Annotated in this window: 18 protein-coding genes and 2 tRNA genes; 12 read left to right on the forward strand and 8 right to left on the reverse strand. The window is 63.3% G+C overall.

Going from position 1 to position 18,109, the window contains the following annotated elements; genetic code table 11:
- On the reverse strand, nt 1–1,016 hold a 1,016-nt coding region (locus tag ACMHYJ_RS10545; protein WP_414246130.1), incomplete at its 3' end, for an anhydro-N-acetylmuramic acid kinase.
- A gap of 124 nt (nt 1,017–1,140) precedes the next feature.
- Entirely contained in the window at nt 1,141–2,481 is a 1,341-nt protein-coding gene (locus ACMHYJ_RS10550) for a peptidoglycan DD-metalloendopeptidase family protein (RefSeq protein ID WP_414246188.1), read from the reverse strand.
- 243 nt (nt 2,482–2,724) lie between these two features.
- On the opposite strand from ACMHYJ_RS10550, the gene tyrS reads away from it, so the two are divergent.
- Nucleotides 2,725–3,951 carry a tyrosine--tRNA ligase gene (tyrS, locus tag ACMHYJ_RS10555; RefSeq protein ID WP_414246131.1) on the forward strand — a complete coding sequence of 409 codons (1,227 nt, stop codon included), beginning with the start codon at nt 2,725–2,727 and terminating at the stop codon, nt 3,949–3,951.
- A gap of 85 nt (nt 3,952–4,036) precedes the next feature.
- Nucleotides 4,037–4,669: a YbhB/YbcL family Raf kinase inhibitor-like protein gene (locus tag ACMHYJ_RS10560; protein WP_414246132.1), complete on the forward strand. Its 633-nt coding sequence runs from the start codon at nt 4,037–4,039 to the stop codon at nt 4,667–4,669.
- Between the two features lie 17 nt (nt 4,670–4,686).
- Here ACMHYJ_RS10560 and ACMHYJ_RS10565 read toward each other — a convergent pair whose 3' ends face one another.
- Nucleotides 4,687–6,957 (reverse strand): hypothetical protein, encoded by a 2,271-nt coding sequence (locus ACMHYJ_RS10565; protein ID WP_414246133.1) that lies wholly within the window; start codon nt 6,955–6,957, stop codon nt 4,687–4,689.
- Nucleotides 6,958–7,276: 319 nt separating this feature from the next.
- Here ACMHYJ_RS10565 and glyA point away from each other — a divergent pair, with 319 nt between their 5' ends.
- From glyA to ACMHYJ_RS10590, 5 genes are all read left to right on the forward strand, one after another.
- Nucleotides 7,277–8,521, forward strand: coding sequence for a serine hydroxymethyltransferase (gene glyA / locus ACMHYJ_RS10570; protein WP_414246134.1), 1,245 nt, complete (start codon nt 7,277–7,279; stop codon nt 8,519–8,521).
- A 35-nt stretch (nt 8,522–8,556) separates the two neighbouring features.
- On the forward strand, nt 8,557–9,024 hold the full coding sequence (nrdR, locus tag ACMHYJ_RS10575) for a transcriptional regulator NrdR (protein ID WP_414246135.1): 468 nt from the start codon (nt 8,557–8,559) through the stop codon (nt 9,022–9,024).
- Complete coding sequence (gene ribD / locus ACMHYJ_RS10580; RefSeq protein ID WP_414246136.1) at nt 9,011–10,258, forward strand: bifunctional diaminohydroxyphosphoribosylaminopyrimidine deaminase/5-amino-6-(5-phosphoribosylamino)uracil reductase RibD; 1,248 nt, start codon at nt 9,011–9,013, stop codon at nt 10,256–10,258. Before nrdR ends, ribD begins: the two co-directional genes overlap by 14 nt.
- A 7-nt stretch (nt 10,259–10,265) precedes the next feature.
- Nucleotides 10,266–10,889: a riboflavin synthase gene (locus ACMHYJ_RS10585; protein ID WP_414246137.1), complete on the forward strand. Its 624-nt coding sequence runs from the start codon at nt 10,266–10,268 to the stop codon at nt 10,887–10,889.
- A 109-nt stretch (nt 10,890–10,998) separates the two neighbouring features.
- Nucleotides 10,999–11,089, forward strand: a tRNA-Ser gene (locus ACMHYJ_RS10590).
- 152 nt (nt 11,090–11,241) lie between these two features.
- On the opposite strand, the gene ACMHYJ_RS10595 is transcribed toward ACMHYJ_RS10590, so the two are convergent.
- Nucleotides 11,242–11,571 (reverse strand): helix-turn-helix domain-containing protein, encoded by a 330-nt coding sequence (locus ACMHYJ_RS10595; RefSeq protein ID WP_414246138.1) that lies wholly within the window; start codon nt 11,569–11,571, stop codon nt 11,242–11,244.
- Entirely contained in the window at nt 11,555–11,809 is a 255-nt protein-coding gene (locus ACMHYJ_RS10600) for a type II toxin-antitoxin system RelE family toxin (protein WP_414246139.1), read from the reverse strand. Before ACMHYJ_RS10600 ends, ACMHYJ_RS10595 begins: the two co-directional genes overlap by 17 nt.
- 143 nt (nt 11,810–11,952) lie before the next feature.
- On the opposite strand from ACMHYJ_RS10600, the gene ACMHYJ_RS10605 reads away from it, so the two are divergent.
- From ACMHYJ_RS10605 to ACMHYJ_RS10615, 3 genes are all read left to right on the forward strand, one after another.
- A complete protein-coding gene (locus ACMHYJ_RS10605) occupies nt 11,953–12,201 on the forward strand; it encodes a hypothetical protein (RefSeq protein WP_414246140.1) in 249 nt (82 codons plus the stop codon).
- The gene (locus ACMHYJ_RS10610; RefSeq protein WP_414246141.1) at nt 12,198–12,455 is read left to right on the forward strand and encodes a putative metallopeptidase; all 258 of its coding nucleotides are present in this window, start codon (nt 12,198–12,200) and stop codon (nt 12,453–12,455) included. The genes ACMHYJ_RS10605 and ACMHYJ_RS10610 overlap by 4 nt, the downstream gene beginning before the upstream one ends.
- Nucleotides 12,456–12,521: 66 nt before the next feature.
- On the forward strand, nt 12,522–13,742 hold the full coding sequence (locus ACMHYJ_RS10615; protein ID WP_414246142.1) for a methyl-accepting chemotaxis protein: 1,221 nt from the start codon (nt 12,522–12,524) through the stop codon (nt 13,740–13,742).
- 10 nt (nt 13,743–13,752) lie between these two features.
- Here ACMHYJ_RS10615 and ACMHYJ_RS10620 read toward each other — a convergent pair whose 3' ends face one another.
- The gene (locus tag ACMHYJ_RS10620) at nt 13,753–14,664 is read right to left on the reverse strand and encodes a ZIP family metal transporter (RefSeq protein WP_414246143.1); all 912 of its coding nucleotides are present in this window, start codon (nt 14,662–14,664) and stop codon (nt 13,753–13,755) included.
- Between the two features lie 144 nt (nt 14,665–14,808).
- Here ACMHYJ_RS10620 and ACMHYJ_RS10625 point away from each other — a divergent pair, with 144 nt between their 5' ends.
- Both ACMHYJ_RS10625 and ACMHYJ_RS10630 read left to right on the forward strand, forming a co-directional pair.
- Nucleotides 14,809–14,991 carry a hypothetical protein gene (locus ACMHYJ_RS10625; RefSeq protein ID WP_414246144.1) on the forward strand — a complete coding sequence of 61 codons (183 nt, stop codon included), beginning with the start codon at nt 14,809–14,811 and terminating at the stop codon, nt 14,989–14,991.
- Entirely contained in the window at nt 14,988–16,469 is a 1,482-nt protein-coding gene (locus tag ACMHYJ_RS10630) for a sodium:solute symporter family protein (RefSeq protein WP_414246145.1), read from the forward strand. Before ACMHYJ_RS10625 ends, ACMHYJ_RS10630 begins: the two co-directional genes overlap by 4 nt.
- Nucleotides 16,470–16,753: 284 nt before the next feature.
- On the opposite strand, the gene ACMHYJ_RS10635 is transcribed toward ACMHYJ_RS10630, so the two are convergent.
- A complete protein-coding gene (locus ACMHYJ_RS10635) occupies nt 16,754–17,728 on the reverse strand; it encodes an Abi family protein (RefSeq protein ID WP_414246146.1) in 975 nt (324 codons plus the stop codon).
- Nucleotides 17,729–18,027: 299 nt separating this feature from the next.
- Nucleotides 18,028–18,102: transfer RNA gene (locus ACMHYJ_RS10640), tRNA-Val, on the reverse strand.
- Between the last annotated feature and the right edge of the window lie 7 nt (nt 18,103–18,109).

Consider the following 18,109-nt stretch of genomic DNA (forward strand, 5'->3'; position numbering starts at 1 on the left):
GCATCCGCACCCGGCTCGGCGCGCAGGCCCGCCGCCGCCAAGCGCGACAGCAACCAATCCAGGTTGAACAGATCCCGCCCGGTGGATTTGGGCGGCGGCAGCGCCAGCCAGGGCTCGGCCAGCAGGGCGGCCAGCAGCCCGGCATGGCAGCGCCCGCCGGCCGCCCAGCGCCCCGCCATATCGTATGGCTGACCCAGGTGCCGTTGCGTCCAGGCGTCCATCAGCATATTGGCCGGCCCTGTGTCAAACCCTAGAATATTGCCGCCACCGCCACCGCCACCGCCACCGCCACCGCCACCGCCACCGCCACCGCCACCGCCATCAGCGTCGCCGCCGTCCGCGGCCGCCGCGCCCCCCAGCAGCGTGACATTGGCGATCCCTCCCAGGTTCAGCACCACGCGGCCCGCCTGGCCGCCAAACACCGCCGCATGAAAAGCAGGCACCAGCGGCGCGCCCTGGCCGCCCGCGGCCACGTCGCGGCTGCGAAAATCCGCCACGACGGCAATCCCGGTTCGTTCGGCCAAGCGGGCGGGGGCATTGATCTGGATGGTATAGCCGTCTTGCGGCGCGTGGCGCACGGTCTGGCCGTGCGCCCCGATGGCGCGGATATCTGTCGCCGACAGGCCGCTGTCCTGCAATAGCCGTCGCACCACCTGGGCATAGCAATCGGCCAGCGCATTGGCGGCGATGGCGCTGCGGGCCAGTTCATCGGGCCCGGGGGTGTTCAACGCCAGCAGCTGCCGGCGCAAGGCGCTGGGCAGCGGCAGGCTGGCCTGGGCCCGCAGCGATAAACGGGCGGCGGCGGTCTTGGTTGGCGCCCCCCCCGATTTCTCCGCCGATCCCGGCCTTGGCGCCTGTGCTGTTCTTGGCCCTGATGGCGCCGATCCCGGACTCGCCAGGCTGTCCGGGCGGCCGCCCACCCCGGCGCCATGGGCGCTCACCAGCACGCCATCCACCCCGTCGGTGCTGGTGCCTGACATCAGGCCGATGAAATAAGCGGGCTCGTCGTGCTGCATCGTTGAACATCCAGAAAAACCGCCATGGCCTGCAAAGCGGGCCATGGCGGTTTGTGATCTTGCCGGGGAAACGCCTGGGGTCGCCTGTCCGCCACGCGAATGGCCGCGGACAGGCGGACGGGAATCAGCGTTCGGCCAGCAAATCCACCCGGCTGTCCTGCAAACGGGCCAGCATCTGGATTTGGGGCTGATAGCGCTGAACCTGCGCGGCAAAGGCTTTTTTGTCCGACCCTTCCAAGGGGCGGGCCACGGGCAGATCCACCGCGAGGGGATCCACCTGTTTTTTGTCGATGCGGAATTCGTAGTGCAGGTGCGGCCCCGTGGCCCAGCCGGTGGAGCCGACGTAGCCGATCAGTTGGCCTTGCTGCACGCGGTCGCCTTTTTTAAGCCCCTTGGCAAAGCGGCTTTGGTGGGCATAGGCCGTGGAATACTTGCCGAAATTCTTGAGCACGATGATCTTGCCATAGCCGTTTTGCCAGCCGATGAATTCCACCGTGCCGTCGGCCGTGGCGTGGATGGGCGTACCCGCGGGCGCGGCGTAGTCCACCCCTTTGTGGCCGATCCATTTTTGGTGGATGGGGTGCTTGCGCATGCCGAAGCGTGAGCTGATCCGCGTGAACTTGATGGCCGAACGCAAAAAGGCGCCTTTCAGGCTGGCGCCGGAGAAATCGTAATAACCCCCTTGGCCCTGGGCGTTGCTGAACCAGACGGCGCTGTAGGTCGTGTCCTTGTTGATGAATTCCAGGGCGCGGATGTGGCCCGAGCCCACTTGTTCGCCGTCGTGCATGTAGGCGTCGTAGACGATGCGGAAGCGGTCGCCCTTGCGTAGGTCTTTCAGGAAGTCGATGCGGCTGCTCAGGATGTCGACCATTTCCATGGTGATGGCGTCGGGCACCTGGGCGACGTCGGCCGCCCCGAACAGGGAACTGGTGATTTCGCCTTCGGCCACCCGGGTCTCGCGCATGGCGGCGGTGGTGCGTTCTTGGGCGACGAATTGATTGTCCGCGTCCGGGCGGACTTCGAGCCAGGCCGATTGGATACCGGACTTGACGGCCGCGCCGGGGGTGTGGGCGTAGCGCAGCCAGACCAGGTTGCCCTGGTCGTCCAGGGCCGCCTGCACGGTGCGGCCCGGGTACAGCTTGTAGATGGCGCGCGCATTTTTATTGTGCGTCAGGAAGGCCAGCAGGCCGTCTTCACTGACCCCCAGCCGGTGCAGCAGGTCGGACACCGTGTCGCCCCGGCGGATGCGGGTCGAGGCGATATAAGGGGCGACTGATGCGGCGGCCTGGGGCGCGGCGCTGTCCAGCGCGGGGAGGGCCAGCGTCTGGCGCGCCTGGTAGATGGGTTCGGGAGGGGGGGAGGGTTTGACGACGGCCAGGGCGGCAGCGGTCAGGAACAGGCCACCGGCGGCAAACAGCACACTGCGGGTGACATGGCGTTGGCGTTTTTTATCGGCAGGCGTCATGGGAAAAAAAACGGGTGTCAAGAGGCGGAATCGGGGTACGGCCGACCCGGCAGGCAAGGCCCTTTTTGGGGGTTGCGACGCGGTCGGGGAGACCACCGGGCAAGCGACGCCTCTGCTAATATGGGGCTGCGCCAAAAACCTGGGCGCCCGATTGTTGTACAAAGGCTGCGGTGGCACGTTATGCTAGCGCATTGTGCTCGATATTTCGAGCCTTTTTTTAAATTTTCTGATAAAGCAACCACCATGTCGTCCCCGATCGCCCCCGAAGACCCCCAGATCACCCAGGATCTGCGCGTGGCCCAACGGGGCTGCGACGAGCTGCTCGTCGCCTCCGAATTTGCCGCAAAACTGGCCCGCAGCCGCCAGACCGGCGTGCCCCTGCGCATCAAACTGGGCCTGGATCCCACCGCTCCCGACATCCACCTGGGGCATACCGTGGTGCTCAATAAAATGCGCCAGTTGCAAGATCTCGGCCATACCGTCATCTTCCTGATCGGCGACTTCACCGCCCAGATCGGCGATCCCAGCGGGCGCAACGCCACCCGTCCGCCGCTCACGCCGGAACAAATCCAGGAAAACGCCAAGACCTACTACGCCCAGGCCAGTCTGGTGCTGGATCCGGCCCGCACCGAGATCCGTTACAACTCCGAATGGTGCGATCCGCTCGGCACGCGTGGCCTGATCCAACTGGCCTCGCGCTACACCGTGGCGCGCATGATGGAACGCGACGACTTCACTCGCCGGTTTCGCGGCGGTGTACCCATTTCGGTGCACGAATTCCTCTACCCCTTGCTGCAGGGCTATGACTCCGTCGCCCTGAAGGCCGACCTGGAACTCGGCGGCACCGACCAGAAATTCAATCTGCTGGTGGGCCGCGAACTGCAAAAAGAATACGGTCAGGAACCCCAATGCGTGCTCACCATGCCGCTTTTGGAAGGCACCGACGGGGTCGAGAAAATGTCCAAGTCCAAGGGCAACTACATCGGCATCACCGAAGCCCCGGATTCCATGTTCGGCAAGCTGATGTCCATTTCGGACACCCTGATGTGGCGCTACTTCGAGCTGCTGTCCTTTCAGTCGCTGGATGACATCGCCGCGCTGCAGGCCGAGATCGCCGCCGGGCGCAACCCGCGCGATGCCAAGGTTCTGCTGGCCCGGGAAATCGTCGACCGCTTCCATGGGGCCGGGCAGGGGGATACGGCGCTGGAACACTTCAATGCCCAATTCCGCGACGGCGCCCTGCCCGAGAACATGCCCGAAATCACCGTGGGCGCCGCGCCCATGGGCATCCTCAAGGTTCTGCGCGAATCCGGCCTAGCGGCGTCGGCCACCGAGGCCCAGCGCAATGTCCAGCAGGGCGGGGTGCGGGTCGATGGCGACCGCATCGAGGACAAATCCCTGCAGCTGCCCGCGGGCACTTACGTCATGCAGGTGGGCAAACGCAAATACGCCCGGGTGACCCTGACTTGAACCCGTCCGCCCCCTGTCCCATTGGATCACGTCAGTCAGCTAATTCGTTCGGGTCATCCTGGCCCGGCCACCCCTCGGAGGCACCATGAAACTGCATAGCGAATCCTTTCCCGACCAGGGGGTCATCCCCGAGCGCAACGCCTTCGGCCGCATCGACACGCAAACCCATGTGGCCCTGGCCGGCAACCGCAACCCGCATCTGGCCTGGTCGGACGTGCCCGACGGCACGCGTTCTTTCGCCGTCCTGTGTGTCGATCCCGACGTCCCCAGCCAGCCGGGCGACGTCAACCAGCCGGGCCGCGAAGTCCCCGCCGACCTCCCCCGGGTGGACTTCTACCACTGGGTGCTGGTCGATATCGGCGCCGATACGCGCAGCCTGCCCGAAGGCAGCTACGCCAATGGCATCACGCCGCGCGGCAAGGCCGGCCCCCTGGCCCTGGACAGCACCCGCCAAGGGCTTAACGACTTCACCGGCTGGTTTGCCGCCGACCGCGACATGAACGGCGATTATTTCGGCTACGACGGCCCGTGCCCGCCCTGGAACGACGCCCGGGTTCACCGGTATGTCTTTACGGTCTATGCCCTGGATGTCGCCGAATTCCCCCTGTCCGGGCGTTTTACCGGTGCCCAGGCCCAAGCCGCCCTGCAGGGCCACGTGCTGGCCAGCGCCAGCATCACCGGCACCTATACGCTGAATCCGCGCCTGCACGCCCTGTAGCGGCAGCCGCCCGCGTCTTACAGCGTTAAGGTATATTCCGCGGAAATCGTCGCGTCGGACAGGTCGTGCGTCCCCGACAAGATCACCTGGCTGTCATGCTCGTCGATGACACCCGGCGTGCTTGTTTTACTGAGGTGGGACTGATACGCGTCACTCAGCAAATACGTCTGATCATTGAATGTGCCCCATAAGACGTCCGTGATACTGTCCGTATTCGCGGCCGCCAGGGCACTGAACACCTCCGCATGGGTTGCGCTGCTCGCCAGGCCGGACAGGTCTACTTTGGTGGGGGTGGTCGCGGCGGTGCTGCCACTCAACTGGATTGCGTCATCCACCGTAAAATCCTGGATGGTCGTGATATTGTCCAGGCCGACGCCGGCCGTAGCCATGGTAATGACAAATAAATCATGGCCGGCGTCCCCCGTCAGGCTATCGCTGCCTTGCGTGCTATACAGGGTGTCGTTGCCCGCGCTCCCGGTGATCACATCGTCCAGCGTGCTGCCTATGATAGTCAGCGGCCCCGTAAAAGACGAGCCATTGATGGTCAGGCCAGGGCCGGTTGTCGTGGTCGCAGGCACGGAAAGCCATGCCAGCAAGGCATAATCCCCTGTCAGGTTGATGACGCTGCCGCTGTCTGTCGTCATCTGGGCAAGGGTGATGTCCTCTGGGTGGGTGACGCTGCCCGGGGTGCTATGGAGGTTTATCTCCTCCGCGCCAGTGAGGGTGATAATTCTGCTTTGTAGGGAAGGGAATTCGCTCGCATTGCCGATCAGGTTCAGGTTGAAAATCGTGTGGCCCGCCGCCATGGCCACCGTGCTGGCATCCAGCTTTACGCCGCTGACCGTCAACGAATCCGTATCCTCAAAATTCGTCCCGGTAAACACGCCGGTGCTGTTCATGATGAATTCGTCCTGGGACACCAGGCTGGCATCGACGGCGAATGTGCTGGCGCCATTGACCCGCAGGGCTTCCACCCCGCTGACACGATCCACCAGATTGGCCGCTTCGGTCACTGTGGTGAGGCTGACCGCATCGGTAAAGGCTAAAGTATCCCGGCCCGCGCCAAGATCAATCTGGTCGGCCGCGGTCAGCCCCGCCCACGTGGTGGTCATCATGTCGTTGCCGGCGCCGGTCTTCAGGGTCTGGTCTTCAGCCGCGGAAGCCGCCAAGACAAGCGCTTGATTGCCCGTAGATGCCGACGTATCGACGGTGCGCAAGACTGCGGACGTGACCGTGGCATTGACTGAACCTGTCCCCTCGACCGTCAAGCGGGTCAAGGTGTCCGCCGCCGTGGCAGTCGCGGTGCCCAGGGTGCCCAACACATTGACGCCGACCGCCTGTACCGTCAGGAATTCGATGTGGTCCATCGTGACCCCCGTCGCGGTGGCATCATGCAAAGCCAAAACCGCCGCATCGTCTATCGCCGCCGTTGCGTCGCTAAAGGAAAAAGCCGTGACATCCAGTGCTGTTGTCCCCACTTTTCCTTCCAGGCCGGCCGTTTGATCGGGTGTCAGGGCCACGATGTTATTGCCCGTGGTGCCATGGGTGAGCCAGACTTGTTGCACGTCTGCGTTACCGGACACATCGAGCGCGCCTGCGCCGGCCAGCTGCGCCTTGACGATTTCCACGGCGGTGACCGCCGCGCCGGCAAACGCAGCCCCATTGGCATTGCCGATCAGGTGGATCGTATCGGTGCCCGCGCCGCCGTCAATCTGGTCGCCAGCCGTCAGCGTGGCCAGGCGCGTCCCGCCTGCGTCAATGGCTTCCACCGCCATGATGGTGTCGTCCCCGGCCGTGCCGACGATAATGTCCGTGTCGGTCGTCAGGGTGAAATCCCTGATCGGCGGCGCGTCGTCCTCAGCAGGCGGCGCGTAAGGATCGTATGGCGCGTCGGGGCGGTCTTCTTGGTAGCCGTATCTGTAGAAATGGTTGGCCAGGGCGTCGCGCTGCGCATCGGATAGCGTGGTGGCGTCCGGGGAAATGCCAAAGGCGGCCAGAAGATCGGCGTTGCCCAGGGCATAGGCCAGCAGGCTGGCATCGTTGACCGCCGCTGCGGCGGGGGCCGAAGGCGCACGGCCCTCGTCAATCCCGTAAGTAATGAAATGAACGAACAGGTCGGCGGGAGACAGATCGGCCGCCCGCAAATCGGGGTTGTTGTCCAGATAGTGCTGAATATCAAACCAGGGGGACGGTGCGCGGGAAGCTTCCCCAGCCAGGGCTTCGTCCGCGCCGTGGTTGACGTAGTGCACCCATGCGGCGTCGGGGGTATTGATGCCGGCGGCCCACAAGTCCGGGTTGTTTTTCAGGTAGTATCGGGCGTTGAAAAACGGATCGGGCATATGGCTGAGTCTCCTGGCTGTCATTGTTCAATGTCGCTTCGCAGACCACCTTACCATGGCGTCAGTGTGGTTGTTGTTCTTTGCAAGGGAGAAACGCCCCTGCGCGGGGCGCCGGGATCAAGGCCCAAGGGCAAAACGCTGTCCGGGTTCGCCTGAACCAAAGCCATGGCTGTATGGGCCTCGTGAAAAATCCGGGCTAGAATGATCTGATTTCCCGTGCGGTGTCTGCACATATCACCATCCTTCCTCTCGCTACCAGGAATCCTCAATGTTTGACCGCTCCCGTACTCTGGACAAGGCCGACCCGGCCATCTGGTCCGCCATCCAACAAGAAAACACCCGCCAAGAACAGCACATCGAACTCATCGCGTCCGAAAACTACACCAGCCCGGCCGTCATGCAGGCGCAGGGTTCGCAGCTGACCAACAAATACGCCGAAGGCTACCCCGGCAAGCGTTACTACGGCGGTTGCGAATACGTGGATATCGTCGAGCAGCTGGCCATCGACCGCGTGAAGGAAATCTTCGGCGCCGAAGCCGCCAACGTGCAGCCCAACTCGGGTTCGCAGGCCAACCAAGGCGTGTACATGGCCGTGCTCAAGCCCGGCGACAAGGTTCTGGGCATGAGCCTGGCCGAAGGCGGCCACCTCACGCACGGTTCGCCGGTCAATGCATCGGGCAAGCTGTATGAATTCCATTCCTACGGCCTGGACGCCAACGAAGTCCTGGACTACGACAAGCTCGAAGAACTCGCCCGCACGATCAAGCCCAAGCTGATCGTGGGCGGGGCCTCGGCCTATTCGCTGCACATTGATTTTGAACGCATGGCCCGCATCGCGCACGACAACGGCGCCCTGTTCATGGTCGATATCGCCCACTACGCCGGCCTGGTCGCCGGGGGCCTGTACCCCAACCCTGTGCCGCACGCGGATTTTGTCACCACCACCACGCACAAATCGCTGCGCGGGCCGCGCGGCGGCGTCATCATGATGAAATCCGAATACGAGAAAATCATCAATTCCGCGATCTTCCCCGGCATCCAGGGCGGCCCGCTGATGCACGTCATCGCCGCCAAAGCAGTGGCCTTTGGCGAGGCCCTGCAGCCGGAATTCAAGGCCTACGCCGCCCAGGTGGCGGCCAATGCCCGGGTGCTGGCGGACACGCTGGTCAAGCGCGGCCTGCGCATTGTGTCGGGGCGCACCGAAAGCCACCTGATGCTGGTCGACCTGCGGGCCAAAGGCATTACCGGCAAGGCTGCCGAAGCCGTCCTGGGCGAGGCCCACATCACGGTCAACAAGAACGCCATCCCCAACGACCCTGAAAAACCCTTCGTCACCAGTGGCATCCGCCTGGGCACTCCGGCGATGACCACGCGCGGCTTCAAGGAAGCCGAGGCCGAGCTCACCGGCAACCTGATCGCCGACGTGCTGGACAACCCCGGCGACGCGGACAACATCGCCCGCGTGCGCGAACAGGTCAACCAGCTCACCGCGCGCTTGCCGGTCTACCGTTAAACGGGGGCGGGCGCTTGGCGGCGCCCGATATGCGCATGAAATGTCCGTTCTGCAGCTGTGCCGACACCCAGGTGGTGGATTCCCGGGTCTCCGAAGAAGGCGACACCATCCGCCGCCGCCGGCGCTGCACGGCCTGTGAACGGCGTTTCACCACCTACGAGCGGGTCGATCTCATGATGCCCGCCGTGGTCAAGCGCAATGGCTCCCGGGTGGATTTCAACCCGGCAAAATTGCGCGCCAGCATGGCGCTGGCCCTGCGCAAGCGCTCGGTCAGCGCCCCCGACCTGGATGCCGCCGTGGCCCGCATCCAGGAAAAACTGCTGACCAGCGGCAAACGCGAGATCACCTCGGATCACATCGGCGAACTCGTCATGGCCGAATTGCGGCAACTGGATCAAGTGGCCTATGTCCGCTTCGCGTCGGTCTATCGCAGCTTCGAGGATATCCGCGAATTCGCCCACACCATCAACGAGTTTCGCGCCCCGGACGATGACACACCCTGATCTTCCCGCGCTGCCGGATCCGGCGGCCGGCGGCCTGGTAAGGCCGGCCCCCAAGCCTGCCCAGGCCCAGGCGCCCTGCAATCGGTTTTCCATCGAGGATCACCGCTGGATGCGCCGCGCACTGGCCGTGGCCGAGCAATCCCTGTACCTCAGCAACCCCAATCCCCGCGTAGGCTGCGTCCTGGTGCGCGCCGGCCATTGGCTGGTCGAAGGCCATACCCAGCAGGCGGGCGGTCGCCACGCCGAAGCCCAGGCCTTGTGGCAGGCCGCTCAACAGCATCTGGATGTGCGCGGGGCCACGGCCTATGTCACCCTGGAACCCTGTAACCACCAGGGCCGCACGCCGCCCTGCGCCCAGGCCCTGGTGGACGCCGGTGTGGCCCGGGTGGTGGTGGCCCTGCAAGACCCCAATCCCCTGGTAGCGGGGCGGGGCATCGCCCATTTGCGGGCGGCCGGTATTCGCGTCGACGTCGGCTTGATGGCCCAGGACGCCTTGCTGCAAAACCCGGGCTTTTGCGCCCGCATGACCCGCGGCACCCCCTGGGTATGGCTGAAATCGGCCGCTTCGCTGGATGGCCGCACGGCGCTGCCCGACGGCCAATCCCAGTGGATCACCGGCGACGAGGCCCGCTGGGACGGCCACCGCTGGCGCGCCCGCGCCTGCCTGGTTCTGACCGGCATCGGCACGGTCATGGCGGACAACCCCATGCTGGATGTGCGGGCCGTGCCGACCCAGCGCCAGCCCATCCGCGCAGTGCTGGACACCCAGTTCATCATTTCCGAGCAGGCCCGCCTGTTCAATGGCGATCCCGTCTGGATTTTCACCAATCGCCCTGATGGGGCCAAAGCCGCGCGCCTGGCCGGGCGCAATGTGCGGGTGATTGTCTTGCCCAAGGGGGACAGCGGCGCGCTGGATCTGCCCGCCTTGATGCAGTGGCTGGGCCAGCACGACATCAACGAAGTCCATGTCGAAGCCGGCGCCCGTTTGCAAGGCGCCCTGGTGGCCGCCGGCCTGGTGGACGAATGGCTGGCGTACCTCGCCCCCTGCATTCTGGGCGAAGGCCAGGGCCTTGCGGCGCTGCCCGCCCCCCTGGCCGCGCTGGATCAGGCCTATCGCTATCAGTTCATCGACGCCCAGCCGCTGGGCGACGACATGCGTCTGCACCTGCGCCGCACCGACCACTGGCAGGCCCTGCGCGCTGCCTGCGGCCTGTCTGTTTCTAAAAAAGGATGACATGATCATGTTTACAGGAATTGTCGCCGCCGTGGGCCGCATCACCCAGGTACATCCCTTGGGCGACCAGGCAGAATCCGGCGTGCGCCTGGAGATCGATGCCGGCGGCCTGCCGCTGGACGCCGCCCGGCTGGGCGATTCCATCGCCATCCAGGGTGCCTGCATGACCGTCGTGGCCCTGCACGACGGCCGCTTCGAGGTGGATGTTTCGCGTGAAAGCCTGGTGCGCACCTGCGGCCTGGATGCGCCGGGCGAAGTCAACCTGGAACACGCCCTGCGCGTGGGCGACAGCCTGGACGGCCATCTGGTGTCCGGTCACGTCGATGGCATGGGCCAGGTGACTTGCTTCGACGCCGTGGGCGAATCCACCGAGCTGCGCATCATCGTGCCCGCGCACCTGTCCAAGTACATGGCTTACAAAGGCTCGGTCACCGTCAATGGCGTCAGCCTGACCATCAACCGTGTGGACGACCAGGAGGAAGGCACCGAAATCTCCATCAACCTCATTCCCCACACCATCCAGGTCACCACCTTGCGCAACCTTCAGCCCGGTGCCAACGTCAATCTCGAAATCGACCTCATCGCCCGTTACGTCGAACGCATGGTCGGCAGCATGGGTGCCGTGCTGTAGCCCGAGACCGCGGCGGTTTTCGGGTCACGCGGCCGTCGTGGCCCGCTTGGGTTTTTTCGTGCTAGAATAACGGACTTCGTCTGTTGGGCATTGGCCCGGCAGGGATGCAGGACAGGTGGCCGAGTGGTTGAAGGCGCACGCCTGGAAAGCGTGTATACGTGAATAGCGTATCGGGGGTTCGAATCCCCCCTTGTCCGCCAAAGAATCTTAATAAAATCAAGTGGTTGTAATTTTATCGTATCATTATTTTGGGGCTGTTTTGGCACCAGAATGACACGATAATGACACGCTCACCGGCGAGAATTTCTTCTCCGCCTTGCTGCCCGCTGTATATAATTAAATCAAAAATGCGCTAGGCGTCCAGTTGATCAGGACTGATCCCGAGCGCGGCGGCAATCTTTTCGCGGCTTGCTTTGCGTAGATTCCCTCTGGACTCTTGCTGAGAGTATGCGGACTGAGTCACACCCAGGCGATGAGCCATTTCTTGTTGGGTCACACCCAGGTGCTCACGCCAGGCACGCGCAATGCTCCACTCGTTATCGACCATCAGGGATACAACTTCATGAGGCACATAGGTCTCTGAGCCCTCGCGAGGCTTCACATATTCGTCGTAAGGGATCACCACGAAAGCAGGCTTTCCGTCCGCCCCGTTGATGATCTGGATGTTAGTAGGTGCGTTCATCGCGTTTCCTCACTTCTTCGATGTAAACAATGTGCACGGCGCCATCGAAGTTAAAAAACACTCGATAGTTGCCAACACGCAGGCGGTATTGGTATTTGTGATTGGTCAGTGCCTTCACGTTGCGGGTCTGCGGCATCGTTTCTAGCTCACCAGCAGCGTTCTTGATCACGACCTGCTCAGGGCGGTTGATCTTCAGAAGCTGCTTGATTGCTTTGGTTGACCAGCTTATCGAGTTCATGAGGATATTATAAGATTGAATATAAGGTTATGCAAGGATTTTACGTCATTATTCTTATATAAATGTTGTCTCCTCCCGAGGTCTTGTGGCCTCGTTTCGCGCCCCGCTGATCCTGGTGATTGGCGGGGCGCGGTTTATTTTCCATGGCAGAAAACATCCGTCCTGCGCCGCCCCAGGCCCTGCTGGCCGACGACCTGTTTCACATGATCCTGGCCCCCGCGCCTGATCTGGACGCCCGAACCCAGGACAGCATCCTGGCCGAAGACGGCCCGATCCACAATCCCGATCACATCCGCCTGCTGGACGCCGACATCGGTTTTCTGTGGGCGTCGTCGGCCTTCGCCAAGCGCGGCCGCACGGTGGTGGGCCAGGCCAGGCCGAGCAGGTCATGATCCGCGTCGACGGCTGGCAGACGGCCAGACAGGAACAGCAGCTCATCGAATGGTTCGGCCATGTGCCGGACTTCCTGATCACCCTGGCTGCTGACTACTGCGCCCAATGCAGTGACGCCGAGTTCTGCGCGCCGAAGTTCACGAAGGACGGTATGCCACGGCTGGCCCTGCGCGGTCACGATGTCGAGAAATTCATCGGCGCGGTGATGCGTGCGATTCCCGACGCCGTGAACCCTGCGCAAAAGATTGCCTGATGTTTCCGATTTGATTACTATCATAGTCAAGAAATTACTAATATATTAATTAGTAAGGAGACAAGCATGATGCTTTGGACGAGGGGCCGCCACCAGGCGGCGCTGCAGCAATTGGATGCGCAGGCCTTGCAGGTGGTGGTGGGTAATGCCAGCATGATGTCGGCATTTACCAATGTCGTGTCGGCGGCACAGGAACAATCGGCCGTGCTGGCCCAGTTGCAGGAACAAATGAACCGCCTGGCGGGGCAACTGGACACCGTCGATCAATCCGCCCAAGCCACCCAGGCCGAGGTCGATCGCACGCGCCAGCTGGCGCTGCAGGGCAATGCCTTGCTGGTCGAGACTTCGGCGCGCACGCGCGCCCTGGTGCAATCCGCCCAAGAACTCAACGACCGCTTCGCCAAGGTCAGCCAGCAGGCGGGGGCGATAGAATCCATTCTGCGGCTGATTCAGGATGTGGCCATGCAGACCAACCTGCTGTCGCTCAATGCCGCGGTCGAGGCCGCCCGGGCGGGCGAACACGGCAGAGGCTTTGCGGTGGTGGCGGACGAAGTCCGCAAACTGGCTGCGCGCACCGACGAAGCCACGGCCGAGATCCAGCAGATGGTTTCGGGCATCACGGACAGCACCACCGCAGCGGACGGCTTTCTGAAATCGGTGCTGGACGATATCCAGCAAGGGGCGGCGCAAACCGCCCAGGTCGAAGCCCTGCTGGCCGACATCAGCCAGCATGCCCAGCGCACCGGCCAGTTGGCGGACGACATGGCCGCTGTGGCCCAGGCCCAGGTGGCGCAGGGGCAGGTCATGGCCCGCGACGTGGACACTCTGTCGCAGGCCACCCGCACGGCCATCGAATGGGTGGCCAAAAGCAATACCGAAATCCGCGATATCCAGGGCCTGATCGGGTCGTTCAAGCGCGAAGTCTCGGCCCTGCTGCCCAGCCAGCGCGCCCTGGATGTCCTGGTCTCGTGCGCCGAAGAAATGCGCGCCTGCAACATCCTGATAAAGAACGCCGAATCCTATGCCCAGGTGGCGCCCGTCGTCGAACGCATCGGCCAGATCGACGCGCAAATGGACGGCGCTTGGGCGCAATACTGCCGGCGGCATCCCGCCAGCGACACCCGGCAGTCCTTCCAGCAGGCCCTGCGGGCATACCGCGAAACCCGCGCGCATATCCTGGCCACCGCCCGCGCCGAACGCTTCGCCGAAGTCCGCGACCTGATTTCCACCCAGGGGCGGCCCGCTTATGCCCGCCTCAAAGACTTGCTGAACCAGATGGCGCGGTAAGCCGGCCGGCTTATCCCAGCGCGGTGTCCAGGAACATCATCACCCCGAAGCCGGCCATCAGGCCCACGGTGGCGGCGGTCTGGTGGCCGTTGCGGTGGGTTTCGGGGATGACTTCGTGGGACACCACGAAAATCATGGCGCCCGCGGCAATCCCCAGGCTGATGGGGTAGGCGACGGGCAGGCCGCTGGCCATGCCCACCCCGATCACGGCGCCCAGGGGTTCCATCAGGCCCGAGGCCACGGCCACCCCGACCGCCCAGCCCGGCCCCAGGCCGATGGCGCGCAGCGCCAGCGCCACGGCCAGCCCCTCGGGGATGTCCTGGATGGCGATGGCCGTGGTCAGCGGCAGCCCCACGGACAAATCCCCCTGGGCGAAGCCCACGCCGATGGCCATGCCTTCGGGCAGATTGTGCAGGATGATCGCCAACACGAACAGCCATACCCCGCTGATGCGATCGACGTCCGGGCCGGACAAGCCGCTGTTTTCGTGGCTGTGCGGGGTGAAGTAGTCCAGCCCCAGCATCAGCAGCACTCCCAGCGCCAGCCCCAGCACCACGATGCCGGCCGCCGCCGTGCCGCTGTCGAACAAAGCGCGGGCCGCATCCAGCCCGGGCAGGATCAGCGAAAACGACGCGGCGGCCAGCATCATCCCGGCGGCGAAACCCAGCATGCAGTCCTGCGACCGGGTGTCCACCCGCCGCAGCGCCAGCGCCGACACCGCCCCCAGGGCCGTGGCGCCGAAGCCAGCCAGCCCGCCCAGCACCGCATAGCCCAGGTAGGTGCGGTTGTGTCCGGCGAAAGACTGCAACCCGCTGTCCAGCAGCAGCCACATCATGGCCGCCAGCGACAACAGCAGGCCCAGGGCCGGCACCCGGTGCGCCAGCACCTGGCGACGCCAGGATTGCAGCAAAGTTTTAGGCATGGATGACCCTTTTGGGTTCAGGGTGAAAACATTTCACACTGTATCAGAACCGCCCTGCCCTCCGCAGTGCCTTTGGCCCTGCGCGTGTCCAGAAACTGCTAGGATGGCTGCTTCGTTGTCTTGTCCCTGAACCACACAACCACCATGATAAGAAAACTCAGCCTTGCCTGCGTCTGGCTGCTGGCTGTTCTGTGCTATGTCGTGCCGTATCGGGTGCTGAATCAGGTCAATGCCTGGTATGGCAGCTTCCTGTTCTGGACGTTTGCCGGGGTGCTGGTCATCCTCTGCAATCTGCTGGCCACCCGGGACTGGGGGCGGGACGAATGAACGTCACGGCAATCTGGCTGGGTGCGGCCGTCTATCTGCTGGTGTCGGTGGCCGTGGCCTGGCTGTCGCGCGACGAAACCACCAATGGTCGGCAAGTCAGCATGTCGGGCTATTTCCTGGGGGCGCGGCGCTTCGGCGGCTTTGTCTCGGCCCTTAGCTACAGCGCCACCACCTACAGCGCCTTCATGATGGTGGGCCTGGCGGGGCTGACCTACACCGCCGGGGTAGGGGCCTATGGCTTTGAAATCGTCTACTTCGTGGGGGTCTCGCTGGTGGCCGTCTTTGGTCCGCGCTTCTGGCGCGTGGGCAAGGCCTACGATTTCATCACCCCCAGCGAAATGCTGGGCCACCGCTACCAAAGCCGGGCGGTCGCCGTGTCCACCGCCCTGACCAACTGCCTGTTTCTCATCCCCTACGCCGCCGTCCAACTGGCCGGGGTCGGTTACCTGTTGGCGGGGATGAGCAACGGGGCCATCAGTTTCACCACCGGCACCATTTTCGCCACCGGGGTGGCGCTGCTGTTCTCGTATATTGCGGGCATGCGCTCGGTCATGTGGACCGATGCCCTGCAGGCCGCCTTCATGCTGGTTTCGGCCTCGATCGTGGCCTGGCTGGTGGTGCGGCACCTGGGCGGGCCCGCTGCCATGTTCGACCAGCTGTCCGCCGTCCCGGGCGATGTCCTGACCGTCCCCGGCCCGGGGTTCTTTTCCTTTGCCACCTTTCTGGGGCTGACGCTGCCCTGGTTTTTCTTCAGCCTGTCCAACCCCCAGGTCAGCCAGCGGCTGTTCATGCCCAAATCCCTGCCGGCCCTGCGCCGCATGCTGCTTGGTTTCTTGTGCTTTGGCCTGGTCTACACCCTGGTGTCCGTCACCTGGGGTTTTGGCGCCCTGCTGGCCCTGCCGGGGCTGACCCAGGCCGACCTGGCCACCCCCAGCCTGCTGGCATCGGGCATCATCCCGCCCCTGTTGGCCGAAATCGTCATGATCGGCATCCTGGCCGCCGCCATTTCCACCATTGACTCCATCATGCTGACCTTGTCGTCCATGCTGTCGCGCGACGTCTACGCCCACGTCGCCGGCCACCGGGACGACGCCCGCCAGCTGCGCTTCGGCAAAATCGTGCTGGCCGTGGTGGCCGCCCTGGCCTGGGTGTTCGCCGAACTGCAGCTGAACCTGATTGCCGTCCTGTCGGTGGCCGCCTCCACCGGCCTGGCCGTGGTCGTGCCGGCGATTGTCGGCGCGTTTTTCTGGCGCCGGGGGACAGCGGCCGGCGCCCTGGCCAGCATCCTGGGCGGCAGCGCCGTGGTTCTGCTGCTGTTTGCCAGCGGCGTCCAACCCCTGGGCTTGTCCGCCGGGGTCTGGGTGCTGCCCGTGTCCATCGTGCTGTTCGTGGGGGTCAGCCTGCTGACCCGGGCGCCGGCGGCGTGCGCGGATGAATTCATGGCGCGGGCCAATGCGCGCGCAACGCCTTTGTCATAGCCGCCCTTGATTTGCTCCGGGTTCACAAATCGGCATGGGCCCATCCGGGGCCGCGCTTGCGACAGCGCGCTGGCGCGGGCCGAGCGGCGGTATTATCAGCAGCGTGTCGCCCAGGCTGCGGAGGGTGTCCTATTTTAGCTACCAAGCCCTGGGTTGGTTCCTACTCCGTACAGGATCAAGCCCAGTGACGCGAAAGCCCGATCATGCTTGACTGCATACGGCTTGTACCGTATGATCGGCCGCAATATGCCCGACGCCTCTGCACTCCGTGTACGCGTCGGTTCTCATTTGTACGCTAGGTTTTCCCACGGGGCACTATCTTTCCAGCCAGCAACCAGCCCCATGTCGCTGACCGACAACAGGCCGTCTGGAAATTGCGGAAATCCGTTTTCCAGCAGTTCTGTCATGCGCTGCCCCCAGGTCGAGTTGGGGCAGATCACGCCCAACAGCTGCCGCATCAGACACAAGTAGAAGAACGGCCGGGCATTGTTCAGTTTAGCGGGCCAGCCTGCTGGTACGGGAGACCGTTCGACGACGTTGATGTTCCACAATCTACTGTGATGTGCCGATACATTGCGGATGAAGTTCAAGCTGCGCAACCACTGTGCAAATGCAATGCCGTCTGGCGCTCCGTATCTCTTGGCAACCTGATCCTGATCCGCACGCTTCATGCCGGCAAATAGTTTGGAAAGAAGCCCAAAGTTCCAGATCTCAACGGCGGCCCAGATGGGCAACTTGCCGTAATAATGCTGCATGTGGTGTGAGATAAATGGCTCTTTGCGAGCGCGGTGGAACAGGCCCTGGTATTTCGTCAGCCAGACCTGATGTTTGGTCTTGCCCTTGTCTGGCCCGTAAGCAATGACCCTCTTCACAAAATTTCCATGCAAGCAAGCTGGGTTTTCGTGTGCGGCGGGGTCACGCTGCCCAAGCAGGTACGCGATATCTACACGCACCGCCATTTCTATGCGTTCCAACGCGTCCATTGCCAACAAACGCAGCTTTTTGTCGAAAACATACAGCTGAACGACATGCTCAAAGCGGCTACCAGGCATAAAAGTGTCCCGTCGGATCGGCTTACCCTGTGCCTGCGATGCTGCCTCATCGGTTTCCCGTAGCGGATACCAATAACCGCTCAAACGGTAATACCCCAGCCGTTCCAGGTAATCCAGCGCAGCAGCCGGAGCATCCACTTGCAAGCCGCGCGCTTCCAGTTGACGTAGCTGATCCTCGAACGACAGCCAGGGCTTGAGCGGTTTCAACTTATGAGTCTCCCAGTTTCGTGCGACACACATACCCTATCCTGTCATTCCGATCACGCGGCGAAGTCTGCTACAGAACGGTCAAGTCTACTACCGTGCCCCTTTTCCCTGACCGACACGGAGAAGGACGACGCCTGTGGGTAGGGTTGCTATTCTGGGCCTTTCTGGTGCTGTGTATAGTGCCAGTTTTAGCTACCTCCTTTCAGCCAATTTTCAAGCCCTTTTCTGGCTAAAAAAGCAAACAGGCCAAACCCTGTTTTTCGGTCTGACCTTTAAGTTTTGATTTTATTGAGGATTTCTGGTGGGCGGTACAAGGTTCGAACTTGTGACCCCTGCCGTGTGAAGGCAGTGCTCTACCACTGAGCTAACCGCCCAATCGGG

The organism is Castellaniella hirudinis (assembly GCF_047468865.1).
Taxonomy (GTDB): Bacteria; Pseudomonadota; Gammaproteobacteria; order Burkholderiales; family Burkholderiaceae_B; genus Castellaniella; species Castellaniella hirudinis_A.